General features: G+C 57.4%; 15 protein-coding genes. 6 read left to right on the top strand and 9 right to left on the bottom strand.

Going from position 1 to position 16,855, the window contains the following annotated elements; all coding sequences use genetic code 11:
- Nucleotides 1–4: 4 nt before the first annotated feature.
- Both FHT87_RS30700 and htpX read right to left on the bottom strand, forming a co-directional pair.
- A complete protein-coding gene (locus tag FHT87_RS30700) occupies nucleotides 5–1,396 on the bottom strand; it encodes an RsmB/NOP family class I SAM-dependent RNA methyltransferase (protein ID WP_183734569.1) in 1,392 nt (463 codons plus the stop codon).
- Nucleotides 1,387–2,349: a zinc metalloprotease HtpX gene (gene htpX / locus FHT87_RS30695; RefSeq protein ID WP_183734570.1), complete on the bottom strand. Its 963-nt coding sequence runs from the start codon at nucleotides 2,347–2,349 to the stop codon at nucleotides 1,387–1,389. Before htpX ends, FHT87_RS30700 begins: the two co-directional genes overlap by 10 nt.
- A gap of 111 nt (nucleotides 2,350–2,460) precedes the next feature.
- Here htpX and FHT87_RS30690 point away from each other — a divergent pair, with 111 nt between their 5' ends.
- Entirely contained in the window at nucleotides 2,461–2,685 is a 225-nt protein-coding gene (locus FHT87_RS30690) for a DUF1674 domain-containing protein (RefSeq protein WP_183734571.1), read from the top strand.
- Between the two features lie 48 nt (nucleotides 2,686–2,733).
- Nucleotides 2,734–3,177 (top strand): thermonuclease family protein, encoded by a 444-nt coding sequence (locus FHT87_RS30685; RefSeq protein ID WP_183734572.1) that lies wholly within the window; start codon nucleotides 2,734–2,736, stop codon nucleotides 3,175–3,177.
- 32 nt (nucleotides 3,178–3,209) lie between these two features.
- On the opposite strand, the gene acs is transcribed toward FHT87_RS30685, so the two are convergent.
- Entirely contained in the window at nucleotides 3,210–5,165 is a 1,956-nt protein-coding gene (gene acs / locus FHT87_RS30680; protein WP_183734573.1) for an acetate--CoA ligase, read from the bottom strand.
- 233 nt (nucleotides 5,166–5,398) lie between these two features.
- On the opposite strand from acs, the gene FHT87_RS30675 reads away from it, so the two are divergent.
- On the top strand, nucleotides 5,399–6,100 hold the full coding sequence (locus tag FHT87_RS30675) for a DUF1013 domain-containing protein (RefSeq protein WP_112544952.1): 702 nt from the start codon (nucleotides 5,399–5,401) through the stop codon (nucleotides 6,098–6,100).
- A 71-nt stretch (nucleotides 6,101–6,171) separates the two neighbouring features.
- Here FHT87_RS30675 and FHT87_RS30670 read toward each other — a convergent pair whose 3' ends face one another.
- Both FHT87_RS30670 and FHT87_RS30665 read right to left on the bottom strand, forming a co-directional pair.
- Nucleotides 6,172–7,107, bottom strand: a complete 936-nt coding sequence (locus FHT87_RS30670) for a flagellin (protein ID WP_183734574.1) — start codon at nucleotides 7,105–7,107, stop codon at nucleotides 6,172–6,174.
- A gap of 415 nt (nucleotides 7,108–7,522) precedes the next feature.
- Entirely contained in the window at nucleotides 7,523–8,182 is a 660-nt protein-coding gene (locus FHT87_RS30665; RefSeq protein WP_183734575.1) for a YggS family pyridoxal phosphate-dependent enzyme, read from the bottom strand.
- A gap of 196 nt (nucleotides 8,183–8,378) precedes the next feature.
- On the opposite strand from FHT87_RS30665, the gene leuS reads away from it, so the two are divergent.
- The 3 genes from leuS to holA are packed head-to-tail and all read left to right on the top strand — an operon-like array spanning nucleotide 8,379 to nucleotide 12,576.
- On the top strand, nucleotides 8,379–11,009 hold the full coding sequence (leuS, locus tag FHT87_RS30660) for a leucine--tRNA ligase (RefSeq protein ID WP_183734576.1): 2,631 nt from the start codon (nucleotides 8,379–8,381) through the stop codon (nucleotides 11,007–11,009).
- Nucleotides 10,999–11,520: an LPS assembly lipoprotein LptE gene (gene lptE / locus FHT87_RS30655; RefSeq protein ID WP_183734577.1), complete on the top strand. Its 522-nt coding sequence runs from the start codon at nucleotides 10,999–11,001 to the stop codon at nucleotides 11,518–11,520. Before leuS ends, lptE begins: the two co-directional genes overlap by 11 nt.
- A 12-nt stretch (nucleotides 11,521–11,532) precedes the next feature.
- Nucleotides 11,533–12,576, top strand: coding sequence for a DNA polymerase III subunit delta (gene holA, locus FHT87_RS30650; RefSeq protein WP_183734578.1), 1,044 nt, complete (start codon nucleotides 11,533–11,535; stop codon nucleotides 12,574–12,576).
- Here holA and FHT87_RS30645 read toward each other — a convergent pair whose 3' ends face one another.
- The 4 genes from FHT87_RS30645 to mnmG are packed head-to-tail and all read right to left on the bottom strand — an operon-like array spanning nucleotide 12,577 to nucleotide 16,826.
- Nucleotides 12,577–13,458, bottom strand: coding sequence for a ParB/RepB/Spo0J family partition protein (locus FHT87_RS30645; RefSeq protein ID WP_183806469.1), 882 nt, complete (start codon nucleotides 13,456–13,458; stop codon nucleotides 12,577–12,579).
- A 33-nt stretch (nucleotides 13,459–13,491) separates the two neighbouring features.
- Nucleotides 13,492–14,286, bottom strand: coding sequence for a ParA family protein (locus tag FHT87_RS30640; RefSeq protein ID WP_183734580.1), 795 nt, complete (start codon nucleotides 14,284–14,286; stop codon nucleotides 13,492–13,494).
- A 19-nt stretch (nucleotides 14,287–14,305) separates the two neighbouring features.
- Nucleotides 14,306–14,923 carry a 16S rRNA (guanine(527)-N(7))-methyltransferase RsmG gene (rsmG, locus tag FHT87_RS30635; RefSeq protein ID WP_183806467.1) on the bottom strand — a complete coding sequence of 206 codons (618 nt, stop codon included), beginning with the start codon at nucleotides 14,921–14,923 and terminating at the stop codon, nucleotides 14,306–14,308.
- 28 nt (nucleotides 14,924–14,951) lie between these two features.
- The gene (mnmG, locus tag FHT87_RS30630; RefSeq protein ID WP_183806465.1) at nucleotides 14,952–16,826 is read right to left on the bottom strand and encodes a tRNA uridine-5-carboxymethylaminomethyl(34) synthesis enzyme MnmG; all 1,875 of its coding nucleotides are present in this window, start codon (nucleotides 16,824–16,826) and stop codon (nucleotides 14,952–14,954) included.
- Nucleotides 16,827–16,855: the final 29 nt, after the last annotated feature.

Below are 16,855 nucleotides of genomic sequence, written 5' to 3'. Positions count from 1 at the left end.
ATCGTCAGTTGCGTCTGAGCACTGCTGCATAGAAACCATCGAGGCCGGACGCAAAACCGTCAGGCATATCCAGCATTGTGGGAAGCGTGCGGAATTCGCCCAGCGGTGTGATCGCCTGGCTCATACCGGGCCATTTTCCTGCATCGATCGGCACACGTTCAACACCCTTCACATCTTCGAGAACGCGCTCGACGACCTCTTCGCCTTCCTGCGGATCGAGCGAACAATTGGAGAAGACGAGCAAGCCGCCGGGATTGAGAAGCGTAACGGCATGGCGCAGAAGACGTTCCTGAAGTGCTGCCAGCTTGGCGATATCCTCGGCACCCTTCGTCCAGAGCACGTCGGGATGCCGGCGGGTCGTGCCCGTCGACGAGCAGGGGGCATCGAGAAGGATCGCATCGAAGCGCTCGGACGGTTCGAATTTCGTAAGATCCGCCGCGACCGTTTCGGCTTCGAGGCCAAGCCGCTCAAGGTTGGAGCGCAAGCGCTTCAGCCGGTTTTCGGATTGGTCAATCGCCGTCACCTTACCGCCGGCAAGGATGAGCTGCGCGGTCTTGCCGCCCGGCGCGGCACAGAGATCGGCGACGCGCTTGCCGGTGAGATCGCCGAAGAGCTTCGCGGGGATGCTTGCTGCCGCATCCTGAACCCACCATTCACCCTCTTCAAATCCATCAAGCGAGGGAATACCGCCCTCGAAAGCGGAAAGCCGCACGCCGCCGGTTGGAAGTACCGTGCCGTTCAGGCGTTCCGCCCAGCCTACAGCATCGGATTTCACGGTGAGATCGATGGCGGCCGGCTCAAGCTGGGATTCGGAAATGGCAATAGCCAGCTCTTTCCCATAGGCTTTTTCAAGCCGCTCGATAAACCACATCGGCATCGGCGGAATGTCTGCGATGTCTGCGAGAATGTGCTCCTTCTCGCGGCCAAGACGGCGCAGGATGGCGTTGACGAGCTTAGCGAAACGGCGGTTGCGCGGATCCTGATTGGCCTGCTCGACTGCAAGGTCGACGGCGGAATGATCGGGAACGTCAAGGTAGAGAATCTGCGCGGCACCAACGGCAAGCACATGATGCAAAGCTCGAGCACCTTCCGGCAACGGCGTTTCGAGCAGCGAGGCAATGGCGGCATCGATGCGGGGCAGATGCCTGAGCGTGGTGTTGAGGATGGCGCGTACCAGCGCACGATCACTTTCCCCAAGCACCTTATAGGCTGGATTTCCATGCTCGTGATCCAGCGCGCCATCAAGCGGCAGTTTCTTGTCGACGACGGCCGCAAGGATCTTCGCAGCCGCCGCGCGCGCCGGCAGGCCGGGTTTTACCGGCACTGGCGCTGAGCGTTCTGCGGAAGGCTTATATTTATGAACTGGCTTCTTCTTGCCGTCTGAATTCAAGACCACGGACCCTTTGGCGGTTGCGAGTCACCGCGGCCAGAACCGGCATTCGGGACCGATCGCGATTTGCGTGTCGGATTAACAGCGCGAACCGGCTGCGTCGAGACGTCGAAGCCTCCGCGCGCCATTTCCTGCAGGGCAGCGATGCGGTTTTCGGTGTCCGGATGGGTCGAAAACAGGTTGTCCATGCGCTCGCCGGAGAGCGGATTGATGATGAACATGTGCGCGGTGGCCGGGTTGCGCTCCGCATCATAGTTCGGCACATGTGCTGCGCCGCGAGCGATCTTCCCAAGCGCAGAGGCGAGCCACAGCGGGTTGCCGCAGATTTCAGCACCACGCCTGTCGGCCGAATATTCGCGCGTACGGCTGATCGCCATCTGCACCAGCATGGCCGCAAGCGGCGCAACGATCATCGCGACGAGCACGCCGATGAAGCCAAGAGGATTGTTGTTGTTTTCGCGATTGCCACCGAAGAAGAAGGCAAAATTGCCGAGCATGGAAATCGCACCGGCAAGCGTAGCCGTGATCGTCATGGTCAGTGTATCGCGGTTCTGAACGTGAGCAAGTTCATGCGCCATCACGCCCGCAACCTCTTCCGGCGAGAGAGCTGCCAGCAGGCCGGTCGATGCGGCAACAGCAGCATTTTGCGGATTGCGGCCGGTCGCAAAGGCATTCGGCTGAGGGCTGTCATAGAGATAGACCTTCGGCATGGGCAGAGCGGCATTACGGGCTAGATCGCGCACGATTCGGAAAAATTCCGGCGCGTTGCGCTCATCGACCTCCTGTGCCCGATAGGCCGACAGCACCATCCGGTCGGCATTCCAGTAGGAGAAGAAATTCATGCCGGCAGCGATCAGAAAGGCGATCATCATGCCGCCCCGGCCGCCGATCAAAAAGCCGACAAACATGAAAAGCGCCGTCATGAAGGCAAGCAACATGGCAGTACGCACAAGGTTCATCAGAGGTCTCCATCTCCTTGATTGCGACGCGATGCTTTAAATCCTGGCGCCGACGCACTATGATTTGGTTATTCGCCAGCCATTTTCAATATTTTTAGGCGGGAGTGCAGCATGCAGACGGCCGATAACGACAATGTGGAAACCCCGGTTTCCGAAGGCTCCGAGCCGCCACGCAAGATGCTTTCCCCTGCTGCCATGCGTGCGCTTGCCGAAGCCGAGGAACGTCGCAAGAACGTCAAGCCCGCCGAACTGCCGCCAGAGATCGGCGGACGGGGCGGGGCGGAACCCTCCCGCTTCGGCGACTATGAAATCAACGGCCGCGCGATTGATTTCTAAGTAAATATTCCTATTGACTTTCGCATGTAAGAGGAATTTATTCCTCTTATGATGAAGTTGACTCCTGTTTTTCTCGTGTTCCTTCTCGCCATGCCTGCTCTTGCGGCACGGAATGAGATCGACGGACCGGTTTCGGCTGAAATCATCAGGGTCATTGATGGAGATACGCTGCTGGTCACCGCGACACCCTGGCCACAGCAGACGATGGAAGTGTATGTCCGAATTCGCGGCATCGACGCACCCGAAATGCATTCGAAATGCCCTGAAGTCAGGAGAGCTGGTCGCGAGGCGCGGCACGCGCTGGAGCAAATGACCTCAGGCGTTACGGGCATCAAATTGACCGATATCAGTGGTGACAAATATTTCGGACGAATTCTCGCCAATGTCACCTTACCCGACGGGCGCAATCCTGCACAGGATCTGCTCACCGACGGGCTGGTTCGCTCCTATGATGGCGGCCGCAAACCACCGATTTCCTGCACGGAAGAATGAGGCCGCTCCTGATGGTGGAGCAGCCCTTTAACTCAAGCCGTAGCCTTGTTCTGCCGGTTGGCAATCAGATCGTCGACGACAGCCGGATCTGCCAGCGTGGAAGTATCGCCAAGCGAACCGAAATCGTCTTCGGCAATCTTGCGCAGGATGCGGCGCATGATCTTGCCGGAGCGGGTCTTCGGCAGGCCCGGTGAGAACTGGATCTTGTCCGGGGCCGCGATCGGGCCGATTTCGGCGCGGACATGTTTGACAAGCTGCTGGCGCAGTTCGTCCGAACCTTCGTTGCCCGCCATCAGCGTGACATAGCAATAGATGCCCTGGCCCTTGATCGGGTGCGGATAGCCGACGACGGCCGCTTCGGAGACGAGATTGTGCGAGACGAGGGCGGATTCGACTTCCGCCGTACCGAGACGGTGGCCCGAAACGTTCAGAACGTCGTCAACGCGGCCGGTGATCCAGAAATAGCCGTCTTCGTCGCGACGGCAGCCATCGCCCGTGAAATACTTACCCTTGTAGGTGGAGAAGTAAGTCTGGATGAAGCGTTCGTGATCGCCATAAACCGTGCGCATCTGGCCCGGCCAGCTGTCGGTGATGCAGAGATTGCCGTCGGCCGCCCCTTCCAGCACCTTGCCCTCATTGTCGACGAGTTGCGGCTTGACGCCGAAAAAGGGCTTGGTGGCCGAGCCTGGCTTTAGGTCGGTCGCGCCCGGCAGCGGCGTGATCATATGCCCACCGGTTTCCGTCTGCCACCAGGTATCGATGACCGGGCAGCGTTTGTCTCCGACGACATTGTAATACCATTCCCAAGCTTCCGGATTAATCGGTTCGCCTACCGTGCCGAGCACGCGCAGGCTCTCACGGGAAGAGCGCGTCACGAAATGGTCGCCGGCGCCCATGAGCGAACGGATCGCCGTCGGCGCCGTGTAGAAGATATTGACTTTATGCTTATCGATGACTTCCCAGAAGCGCCCCTGATCCGGGAAATTCGGCACACCTTCAAACATCAGCGTGGTGGCACAATTCGCGAGCGGTCCGTAGACGATATAGGAGTGGCCGGTGACCCAGCCGACGTCAGCCGTGCACCAGAAAATATCGCCAGGGTGATAATCGAAGACATATTCGTGCGTCATCGCCGCATAGACGAGATAACCACCCGTCGTGTGCAGAACACCCTTCGGCTTGCCCGTCGAACCCGAAGTATAAAGGATGAAGAGCGGATCTTCGGCCCTCATCTTCACCGGTGGGCATTCCGGCTTCACCTTGGCGATTTCCTGGTGGTACCAGAGGTCGCGGCCTGGCGCCCAGCCTGTCTTGCCGCCGGTACGGCGCACGACGAGCACCTTGTTGACCGCCACATATTGACGGGCGGCGATGTGGATGGCCGTATCTGTATTGTCCTTCAGCGGCACCGGCTTACCGCCGCGGATACCCTCGTCGCAGGTGATGACGAAGGTGGATTCACAGTCGACGATACGGCCGGCGAGCGCTTCGGGGGAAAAGCCGCCGAAAACGACGGAGTGGACCGCTCCGATGCGGGCGCAGGCGAGCATCGCGTAGGCTGCTTCCGGAATCATCGGCATATAGATGGTAACGCGATCACCCTTCTTGACGCCGTGCTTCTTCAGCACGTTCGCCATCCGGCAGACATGCTCGTAGAGCTCGTTATAAGTGATCTTCTTATCGATATAGGGATTGTCCCCTTCGAAGATGATGGCGGTCTGGTTGCCGTTCGTCTTCAGGTGACGGTCGATGCAATTGTAGGAAACATTCGTCTGGCCGTCCTCGAACCATTTTATTGAGACCTTGCCGGTGAAGGACGTATTTTTGACCTTGGTATAAGGCTTGAACCAGTCGATCCGCTTACCGTGTTTGCCCCAGAACTTGTCGGGGTTTTCAATGCTCTCCTCGTACCATTGCTCGTATTTAGCCTGGTCGATCAGCGCACGGGTCTTCACCGGCTTGGAAACCGGATAGATATTCTCCGACATGGAAACTCCTCCTCACAAGGCTATGCAACGGCCGATGGTTCCGACGCAGCGACCGGGACTCGAATTGCGCAATTCATATCAGGTAGTCTGATGACGGCAATTAGACAAAGGTCATTTCATTTCTGAAGAATTGCAATTCTGCGACAGTGCGATTATATAGCGCCATATTTCCCGGACATTGTGGTGACAATCCACGGACCGCGACCGGCGCGGACGATAGAAGGACTATATCCATGGCTCAACAGCTGCTCATGCCGAAGGCGACTGCCATCTGGCTCGTCGACAATACAGCCCTGTCTTTCGACCAGATCGCTCAGTTCTGCAAACTGCATCCGCTCGAAGTCAAGGCAATCGCCGATGGCGAAGCCGCGCAGGGCATCAAGGGCCTCGACCCGATCGCCACCGGACAGCTTTCTCGCGATGAGATCGCCCGCGCCGAAGGCAACCCGAACTACAAGCTGAAGCTCTCCGAACCGAAGGTCCGCGTGCCGGAATCCAAACGCCGCGGCCCGCGCTATACGCCGGTTTCCAAGCGCCAGGACCGCCCGAACGCCATTCTCTGGCTGGTTCGCAACCATCCGGAACTGAAGGATGCCCAGATCTCGCGTCTCGTCGGCACTACCAAGTCCACGATCGAGCAGATCCGCGAGCGCACCCATTGGAATTCGGCAAACCTGGCACCGATGGACCCGGTCACGCTCGGCCTTTGCAGCCAGATCGATCTCGACATGGAAGTGGAAAAGGCGTCCAAGGGCCGTCCGTTGCCGACCGCTGCCGAACTCGGCGCAACGTTGCAGTCCGCTCAGGAAACCGAGCGTCTGACGCCAAGCTACGAGCGCGAGGAAGAAAAGGAAATCGATGCCGATGCCGTTTTCCGCAAGCTGAGCTCGCTGCGTTCGACGCCTAAGGACGAGGATGAAGACGATCAGTTCTGAGATCGTCATATCCTGAAATGAATAAACCCCGCCAATGGCGGGGTTTTTTGTTGCCGTTCTCCTGCGCGCTATTAGCTGCGGAAGAGCGAGAGAATGTTCTGTGCCGAGGAATTGGCGATCGAGAGCGACTGGATCGCAAGCTGCTGCTGCGTCTGCAGGGCAGAGAGCTTGGAAGACTCTTCTTCCATGTCAGCGTCGACGAGGCGGCCGACGCCTGAGTCGATCGAGTCACCCAGGGCGCTGACGAAGGTTTCCTGCAGCTGAATTCGGGTCGATATCGAGCCGAGCTGCGAGCCTGCATTCGTCAGGGCCTGGAGCACGAGTTCGACGCCGGAAAGCGCTCCGTCAAGCTGGCCTTGCGTGAAGTTGGTAATATCGAGAGCATAAATTGACGGCATGACGATAACCGTGTTGCCATAGGTCCCGTTGAATGCAGTGCCAATGATGCCGCTCGTCGTCTGGATCGTACCGTTGCTGTTCATGCCGAACAGCACATTGCCGAGCGTGCCCGCATCAAGAACATAGTCAGTCATCTTGACCGAGACGGCATTGGAACCGTCACGGACGAATGAGGAGACGACGCTCTTCGTGCCCGAAGCACCGGCAACCCAGTTTTCACCGGAGAAGGAAGCCGACTGAGCAATGCTTACCAGCTGTTCCTGCAGCTGGTCGAGTTCTTCCTGGATCTTGGTCTTGTCGACGCCCTTTTCGGTCGCGGCGACGATCTTGGCCTTGATTTCCGTGACGACATCGATGGCATTGTCCATCGCGGTATAGGCAGTGTCAACCTTGGCAGCGCCGAGGCCGAGGGCGTCGGAAACGGCCGAGAGGGCCTTGTTGTCCGAACGCATGGTCGTTGCGATCGACCAATAGGCAGCGTTGTCAGCAGCCTTGTCGATACGATAACCCGAGGAGACGCGGCCCTGGGTATCCTTGAGGCTGTCGTTTACGCCGCGCAAGGTCTGCAGCGCTGCCATGGCAGCGTTGTTGGTGAGGATGCTTGTCATGTTCCGTTTTCCGCAATCAAAGTGAAAGGGGTCATCCGGACGAGTCCGGTAACGGCGACGCTTCATGCAAAACCCGAGAGAGCCGGGTCATTGCCGTTAACGAATGGTTGCGCCCAACATAGTTAACAATTCCTCAATTAGCCTTGCGGAAAATTTAATTTAAGCTCTCGTTAGGGCTTGCGGCCGCAATCGATCGGCTTTGGGAAAGCTTCGGAAATCGGCAGGAATTCCTCAATGATTTAAGAAGCTTAGGAAGTTATCGCGGGTGCTGCTCAATTTGAGCTTAACCAGAGAAATCGCCCGCTTAAACTTTTTTCGTATTAATGAATATTATCGCTTTCCAAACAACGGCCGCTGGATACCCACTCAAATCATGAGTAATCCTCTGATTCGAAGGGCACTCTTGCGCTATTCGTTAACGTGCGCCGAAAATCGCCGAGCCGACGCGCACGCTGGTCGCGCCGAACGCTATGGCAGTTTCATAGTCGCCGGACATGCCCATCGAAAGCTTTTTCAGGCCGCATTTTTCGGCGAGCGTAGCGAGCAGGGCAAAGTGCGGGCCGGGATTTTCTTCTGCCGGTGGAATACACATCAGCCCTTCGATGGTGAGGCCGAGCTCATCGCGACAAAAGTGTATGAAAGCCGCTGCATCATCTGGTGCTATGCCAGCCTTCTGTGGCTCCAGGCCAGTATTGACCTGCACATAAAGACGCAGCACCTTGCCCTGCCGCTTCATTTCCTCGGCTATGGCACGGGCAATCTTCTCACGGTCAATGGTCTCGATGACGTCAAAGAGCGCAACTGCTTCGGCAGCCTTGTTGGATTGCAGCGGACCGATGAGGTGCAACTCGATGCCGGGCATTTCCTTTTTCAGCTCCGGCCATTTTCCCTGGCTTTCCTGGACGCGGTTTTCTCCGAAGACGCGCTGGCCCGCTTCGATTGCCATGCCAATGGTGTCGGCCTCGAAGGTCTTCGAGACAGCCACAAGCTCGACGGAGCGTGCGGAGCGCCCCGCATCCCGCTCTGCCGCAGCGATCTTGGACCGCACCTCGTTCAACCGCTCTTGAAGTTCCATCGCGCTGCCCCGACATCACACATAATTCACTGGCAATGCACTAATCACCTGCAGTGGCCTTGCCAAGACTTCTCTCCACGAAATCACCCCAAAGCCGAGATCGAACGCCTGAAGCGCCCGCAAAACTTGACGCTTGGATGGTTTCATGGTGAAGGTCTCGACCAACCTCCCCTGATTTTCCGGAAATTCTGATACTATGGCTACCGAACGTTACAATCCGCGCGATGCTGAGCCCCGCTGGCAGCAAAAATGGAACGAGGAAAAGGTCTTCGAGACCGACAATTCCGATCCGCGCGAGAAATATTACGTCCTGGAAATGTTCCCCTATCCGTCGGGCCGTATCCACATGGGCCATGTCCGCAACTATGCCATGGGTGATGTGGTGGCACGTTACAAACGCGCCCGTGGCTACAACGTCCTTCATCCGATGGGCTGGGATGCCTTCGGCATGCCGGCAGAAAATGCAGCGATGGAGCGCGGCGTACACCCCGCCTCCTGGACCTATCAGAATATCGGCTCGATGAAGGCACAGCTGAAGGCGATGGGCTTGTCGCTGGATTGGTCGCGCGAATTTGCGACCTGCGACGTCGAATACTACCAGCAACAGCAACACCTTTTCCTGGACTTCCTGGAAAAGGGTCTCGTTTACCGCAAGCAGTCCAAGGTGAATTGGGATCCGGTCGACAACACCGTTCTCGCCAATGAACAGGTCATCGACGGCCGTGGCTGGCGCTCCGGCGCGTTGGTGGAACAGCGCGAATTGACGCAATGGTTCTTCAAGATCACCGATTTCAGCCAGGACCTGCTGGACGCGCTCGATACGCTCGACCAGTGGCCGGAAAAAGTGCGCCTGATGCAGAAGAACTGGATCGGCCGCTCCGAAGGTCTGACGGTCCGCTGGGAAGTCGTTCCGGAAACCGCACCTGCCGGCGAAACTGAAGTAACGGTCTATACAACGCGCCCAGATACGCTGTTCGGCGCTTCCTTCCTGGCGATCGCCGCCGATCATCCGCTCGCCAAGGAGATGGCGGGCAAGAATGCCGATATCGAAGCCTTCTGCGAGGAATGCCGCCGCGCTGGTACTTCTCTTGCCGCACTCGAGACGGCCGAGAAGAAAGGTATGGATACGGGCATCCGCGTGAAACATCCGCTCGATCCTTCCTGGGAGCTGCCGGTCTACGTCGCCAACTTCGTTCTGATGGATTATGGCACGGGCGCCATCTTCGGCTGCCCCTCCGGCGACCAGCGAGACCTGGATTTCGCTCATAAATATGGTCTGCCGGTCGTGCCGGTCGTCATGCCGAAGGACGGCGATGCCGCAAGCTTCACCGTCGGCGATGTCGCCTATGACGGCGAAGGTGTAATGATCAACTCGCGCTTCCTCGATGGCAAGTCGACGGACGAAGCCTTCCAGGTCGTTGCCGACAGGCTGTCTTCCACCCTGCTCGGCAATGCGCCGCAGGGCGAACGCAAGATCAATTTCCGCCTGCGCGACTGGGGTATCTCCCGCCAGCGCTACTGGGGCTGCCCGATCCCGGTCATCCATTGCGATGACTGCGGCGTTATCCCGGTTCCGAAGAAGGATCTACCAGTAAAGCTGCCGCAGGATGTGACTTTCGATCAGCCCGGTAATCCGCTGGATCGCCACCCGACCTGGCGTCACGTCTCCTGCCCGCAATGTGGCAAGGATGCGCGTCGCGAGACGGATACGATGGACACCTTTGTCGATTCGAGCTGGTACTTCACCCGCTTCACGGCACCTTGGGAGAAGCAGCCGACGGACCCGGCCGCAGCCAATCGGTGGCTGCCGGTCGACCAGTATATCGGCGGTATCGAACACGCGATCCTGCACCTGCTTTATTCGCGCTTCTTCACGCGGGCAATGCGCGAGACCGGCCATGTAGACGTCAAGGAGCCCTTCAAGGGCCTCTTCACTCAAGGCATGGTGGTCCATGAGACCTATAGCCGCGGCACCGGCATGCACCGCGAATGGATTTCGCCCGCCGATATCCGCATCGAGGAGATCGATGGGAAGCGCAGCGCCTATCTGCTTGATGGAGGCGAGGAAATCGCCATCGGCTCGATCGAAAAGATGTCGAAGTCGAAGAAGAACGTTGTAGACCCCGACGATATCATCGCGTCTTACGGCGCCGATACTGCTCGTTTCTTCGTTCTGTCCGACTCTCCGCCCGATCGTGACGTCATCTGGTCCGAAGCCGGGGTCGAAGGCGCTCATCGCTTCACGCAGCGCCTCTGGCGCCTGATTTCTGAAGCGGCAGAGGCATTGTCCGCCGTCGAACCCAAACCGGCAAAGGAAGGCGAAGCACTGGCGATCTCGCAGCTTGCGCACAAGACGCTGAAGGCCGTCCAGAACGATTACGACAGGCTCTGGTTCAACAAGGCAGTCGCCCGCATCTACGAACTCGTCAACGCGCTGGCAGGCCCGCTGACGAAGGTGGCAAACGGCGAGGGCGATCTAGCTTATCGGGCCGCCATCCGAAACGCTGCCGAGATCCTGGTCCAGCTCGTTGCACCCATGACGCCACACTTGGCCGAGGAATGCTGGATGACCCTCGGCAACAAGAACCTCATCGCCCATGCGGCCTGGCCGGATTATGACGAATCGCTCGTCGTCGAAAACGACGTGATCCTTCCCGTGCAGATCAACGGCAAGAAGCGCGCCGAATTGACAATTTCGCGCGACGCAGATCAGAATGCCGTCACCGAAGCCGTGCTGGAATTGGACGCGGTGAAAAATGTCTTGAACGGTCAGGCACCGAAGAAAATCATCGTAGTTCCACAGAGGATTGTAAACATTGTCGTCTGATTTCGCCCGCAAGCTTGCGCGCCGCGCCGGCATCGTCACGATCCTTGCCTCCACGGCGTTCCTTTCCGCCTGCCAGGTCCGGCCACTTTATTCCGAAAATACCGGCGTTACCGAAAAGCTCGGTTCCGTCGGCTTTTCCGAAGCAAGTACGCGTGTCGGACAGGTAGTTCGCAATCGTCTGATTTTCCTGGCTTCCCGCGGTGCCGGTGAAGTTGAGAAGCCGGACTACATGGTTGATATGCAGGTTTCGTCATACGTTGCCGATACTTTGCTTGTTCAATCCTCCGATACGTCTCGCGCAGGACGCGCGAACGTGACGGTCAGCTATACGTTGCGGACGACGAAGGACAATCAGATCATCAAGGCAGGTAGCCGCTCGGCAACGTCTCTGGTTGACTTCCCGAGCCAGGAATTTGCCAAGCAGCGAGCAATTCTCGATGCGGAAAATCGCGCCGCCAATCAAGCGGCCGAATTCGTGGGAGCGGATCTTGCCGCCGCACTCAGCCGCTAAAGGAGCGGTGGCGTGGCGGAAATCAAATCCCATGAGTTCGAAGGATTTTTGCAAAGATCCGCTCGCCAGTACCGCATCTATCTGATCTATGGCCCGGACCGCGGACTTGTTTCCGAGCGGGCCGGCATGATCGCTGGAAAGACGGGCATCGATCAGAACGATCCGTTCTCCGTCACCAAGCTTGATGTCGGCGATCTACAGAAAGAGCCTGGCCGGCTGGTCGATGAAGCCCAGTCCATCGGTCTTTTCGGCGGCGAAAAGCTGATATGGGTAAGGGGTGCCGCAAACGAGAAACATCTCGTCGATGCTGTTTCCTTTCTATCGGGTGCTTCCCTCGAGGCAGCCAGTATCATCGTCGAAGCAGGCGACCTGAAGAAGGGATCAGCTCTACGCAAAACGGTCGAGACCGCTCGCACTGCTGTTGCCATTCCCTGCTACGCCGACGATGGCCGCGCACTGAACGCATTGATAGACGGCGAACTCTCCGCCGAAGGACTAGGCATAACCCCGGCTGCCAGGCAAGCCCTCATCGCACTGATCGGTGGCGATAGAATTGCGTCCAGAAATGAGATTCGCAAACTGGCGCTCTATTGCCGGGGCATGGGAACGATCGATGATCATCACGTTACCGAAATAATTGGTGACGCCAGCGCCATTTCAGTCGACGATGCTGTTGATGCGATATTGAGTGGCGACAGCAATACCTTCCTGCACGCAATGCAGAAGATCACGAGTTCCAAGACCTCGGTTTTTCTAGTTCTCCAGGCCTGCCTCCGACAATTTCAGCTTCTCGATACAATGCGTGCGGAGATGGATGAGAAGAGACTGCCGCCCGCCCAAATAATGCAGACGCTGGGCAGGCATCTTCATTTCCGCCGCAAGCCGATTATCGAACAAGCGTTGAAAAGCTGGAGCGCGGACGCCATTTCCCGTGAAACAAAACGTCTGCAGGCCGCTGTCCTGCAGACGAGACAGCGTCAGATATTGGAAGACAGCATCGCCATGCAGACGTTGCTCTCCACCACACTGCAATCGGGAAGGCGCCCTCAAGCCTGATTAGCGGCGTTCCAGAAGTCGGCAGACTTCCTCGAGCTGCTCCAGAGACTTGTAGGAAATGCGGATCTGACCGCCACCCGCCTTATGATTGATGGACACATCGAGCCCAAGCGTATCTGACAGCGTGCGCTCCAGAGCCAACGTATCGGAATCCTTCGGGCTCTTTTGAGCAGGCGCCTGGGGCTCCGACTGCGCCTTGATGTCGTTCTGCGCGAGCTTCTCCGCATCGCGGACCGACATGCCCTTAGAAACGATTGTACGCGCGAGTGCGGAGGGATCCGACGTCGAAACCAGCGCACGCGCATGACCCGCGGAAAGGCTTCCGGCAGCCAGCATCTCACGGACGGGGTCAGGCAGCTTCAACAGCCGCAAGGAATTGGCGACATGGCTGCGGCTCTTGCCGATAATCTCACCGAGATCATTCTGGGTATATCCGTATTCAGCAATAAGCTGCTCATAGCCAAGCGCCTCTTCGAGCGCGTTGAGATCCGAGCGCTGGACGTTTTCAACGATCGCAATTTCCAGCGCCGTTTTATCGTCCACGTCCCTGATAATCACAGGGATTTCGATCAAACCCGCCAGTTGCGCAGCACGCCAACGTCTTTCGCCGGCTATGATTTCATAGCGATCCCGCGCGAGCGTTCTGACGACGATCGGCTGGACGATACCGTGCTGACGAATGGAACTTGCAAGGTCGTGAAGCTCGGCATCATCGAAAAAACGGCGAGGGTTGCGAGGGTTGCGAGTGACGAACTCGATGGGGATCATCCGGTCGGCGCTGACCGCAGACCGCTCCGCCTCAGCCGGAACAGGCTGATCCATTTCACCTATAAGGGCTGCGAGACCACGGCCAAGCCGTCTTTTCGATGTATCGTCATTCATGTCCAAAACTCGCTTACTCTGTCGTGCGCTCTTTCAGGCTGCCAGCCTCTGCCGCTCCCGCTGGATGACTTCCGATGCGAGCTGCAGATAGGCCTGGCTGCCGGCACACTTGAGATCATAGAGGATCGCCGGCTTGCCATAAGATGGCGCTTCTGAAACACGAACATTCCGCGGGATAAGCGTGTGATACACCTTCTCACCGAGGTGAGTCCGTACGTCGTTGACGACCTGCTGCGCCAGGTTGTTGCGAGCGTCGAACATCGTCAGCACGATACCTTGGATGTCAAGCTGCGGGTTGACCGTCCGCCGCACCTGGTTGACCGTCTCCAGAAGCTGGCTCAAACCTTCGAGCGCGAAGAACTCGCACTGCAGCGGCACCAGCACCGAATGGGCAGCCGCCATGGCATTCATCGTCAGGAGGTTGAAAGAGGGAGGGCAGTCGAGGAGGATGTAAGAAAAAGACAGCGCCTCTGAAGAGGACAACGCCTTCCTGAGCTTGAAGACGCGATCGCTCTGCTGGGAGATTTCCATCTCGACCCCAAGGAGATCCATCGTCGACGGGACAATAAAGAGATTAGGTACGGCCGTCTCCAATGCGGTCTCAGCGACGCCGGCTTCCCCGACCATCAGATCGTAAGAGGAAAGCTTACGATTGCGACGATCGATACCCAAACCCGTGCTTGCATTTCCCTGTGGATCTAGATCGATAATCAGCACCCGCTCACCGATGGCGGCGAGAGCGGTTGCCAAATTGATTGCGGTGGTCGTCTTGCCTACGCCACCCTTCTGATTTGCGATGGTGATAATCCGATTACGTTCGCCAGCCATTGCCGCAATATCCGCTTTGTTAAACCAAGCGCCGGAGATTTGATATTTCGAGAATTACAGAATCTCGCTCAACAGCGCTATTGTGTTCTAGCAGATCGAAACTCCAGCGACCATGCGCTTTCCGGATTTCCCTCTGGTAATCCCGGCCTTTATGAAAAAACGCGCGATTATTTTCTTTGCCAACCATCCAAGGCGACGCAAATTCGATCAGCTTTTCGAGATCGGCGAGGGCTCGGGCGGAAATGGCATCGCAGACAGGGACAGTAGCTGGCGCATCCTCGATTCGGATGGCATGCACCTCTCCTCTCGCGCCGGTTTCGCGCAGGACGGTTCGCAGAAATGCTGCCTTCTTATTGTTGCTCTCCACCAGATGCACCCAGCCAGCTCGCTGTTCCGCCAAGAAGATCGCGGTAATCACTCCGGGGAAACCACCGCCGCTTCCGAGATCGACCCAAGTTTGAGGGCGAGGAGAGATCTGGAATATTTGTGCGCTATCCGCGATATGCCGACTCCACATATCGTCCATGGTAGAAGGAGCGACAAGGTTGATCGCCCTGGCCCATTTTGTAAACAGCTCCGCGAAAAGCTGAAGACGCTCATGTGTTTCACGTGAAACACGTAATCCGTTTAATTCCATTCCCAAAGACTCTCAAACCTTGCAGCCACTACGCGACTTGCTTACCGATGCCCTCGTGACGGCGCAGATGTACCAGCAGGAGCGAAATCGCCGCTGGTGTCATGCCATCCACTTTAAGGGCCTGGGCGATGTTGGTGGGCTTGTGTACACTGAGTTTATTTTTCAGTTCGTTCGAGAGTCCCGACAACATGCTGTAATCAAAATCATCTGGGATTAAACGCGCCTCATCGCGTCGCTGCACATCAATAGCCGCAGCCTGACGGTCCATGTAGACCGAATAGCCTGCTTCAATCTCCAGCGCCTCCACCACCTTCTTGGAGAAAGTGCCCAGACCATCCCATATCCTGCGCAGATCCTCAAAACCATATTCGGGATAGGAAAGAAGTTCATAAGCTGTTCGGCGCTGACCATCCAGGTTGAGGTTGAGACCTGCACGACGAGCCTCGCTAGGCGTTACCGACAGTGATTGGAGTTGTGACCTGGTGCTCTGGAGTTCGCTCTGATATGCCGCAAAACGGTCACGCCGATCCATGGAAATGCATCCGAGATCGATTGCCATCGGTGTAAGTCGGGCGTCAGCATTATCAGCGCGAAGAGACAATCGATATTCCGCCCGCGACGTGAACATTCGGTACGGTTCCGTAACGCCGCGTGAAGTCAGGTCATCGATCATCACGCCGATATAGGAGTCTGTGCGACTGAGGATCATGGGCGCAGAACTGCTGCTTGAAAGTGCTGCATTGAGACCGGCAGCAAGCCCCTGCGCGCCGGCTTCCTCATAGCCAGTCGTTCCGTTAATTTGACCAGCAAGAAAGAGCCCTGGGAGTTTCTTGACCTCCAATGTCGCCGACAGCTCCCGCGGGTCGACGTGGTCATATTCAATCGCGTAGCCGGGATGCAGGATTTCCACATGTTCAAGACCCGGGATTGTCCTGATAAAGGCGGTCTGCACGTCGGCCGGAAGCGAGGTCGAGATCCCATTCGGATAGACGGTATCGTCATCCAGTCCTTCAGGCTCCAAAAAGATCTGGTGTCCATCCCTCTCACCAAATTTGACGAGCTTGTCCTCTATCGAAGGACAATAACGAGGGCCTACGCCTTCGATTTGGCCCGAGTACATTGCCGATTTCTGCAGATTCTCTACGATGATGCGATGCGTTGCCTCGGTCGTCCGCGTAACCCCGCACTCGACCTGCCGATTCACGATGCGATCCGTCATGAAAGAAAAAGGAATCAGCTCGTCATCCGCTGCCTGGCGCCCAACCGAATCCCAATCGATCGTTTTTCCATTCAGGCGCGCTGGCGTCCCCGTCTTCAGTCGACCCAATTTCAAGCCCAAGCGCCCGAACGTCACCGAAAGCCCCAGGGAAGGCGGCTCCCCCGTGCGGCCAGCAGGGGTCTTCTCGTTTCCTATATGGATAAGCCCCCGTAGGAATGTGCCTGTGGTGATAACGACGGAAGGGCTCGCGAAAAGCCTTCCATCCTTCATTATTACGCCAGCGACTCGATTATCCCTTATATCTAAGTCAAATGCGTCGCCTTCGATTATCTCAAGGTTTTCGATGGCCTCAATCGCATCCAGCATCGCGAGACGATAAAGCTTGCGATCGGCTTGCGTGCGCGGGCCGCGAACCGCTGCACCTTTCTTCTTATTCAACATACGAAACTGGATGCCCGCCGCGTCAGCAACGCGGCCCATGAGACCGTCCATCGCATCGATCTCACGCACGAGATGTCCTTTGCCAAGCCCGCCAATGGCCGGATTGCAGGACATGACACCGATCGTATCGCGGCGATGTGTGATCAGAGCGGTTTTCGCACCCATTCTTGCAGCCGCAGCGGCCGCCTCCGATCCGGCATGGCCACCACCGATCACGATAACATCATAGTTACTAGCGCTCATGCGCAACTCCAAAAGGTTTCACGTGAAAC

It is taken from the genome of Rhizobium sp. BK316, assembly GCF_014193695.1.
Classification (GTDB): Bacteria; Pseudomonadota; Alphaproteobacteria; order Rhizobiales; family Rhizobiaceae; genus Rhizobium.
The sequence above is the reverse complement of the archived record's forward strand: the minus strand, read 5'-3'. Positions and strand labels throughout refer to the sequence as shown.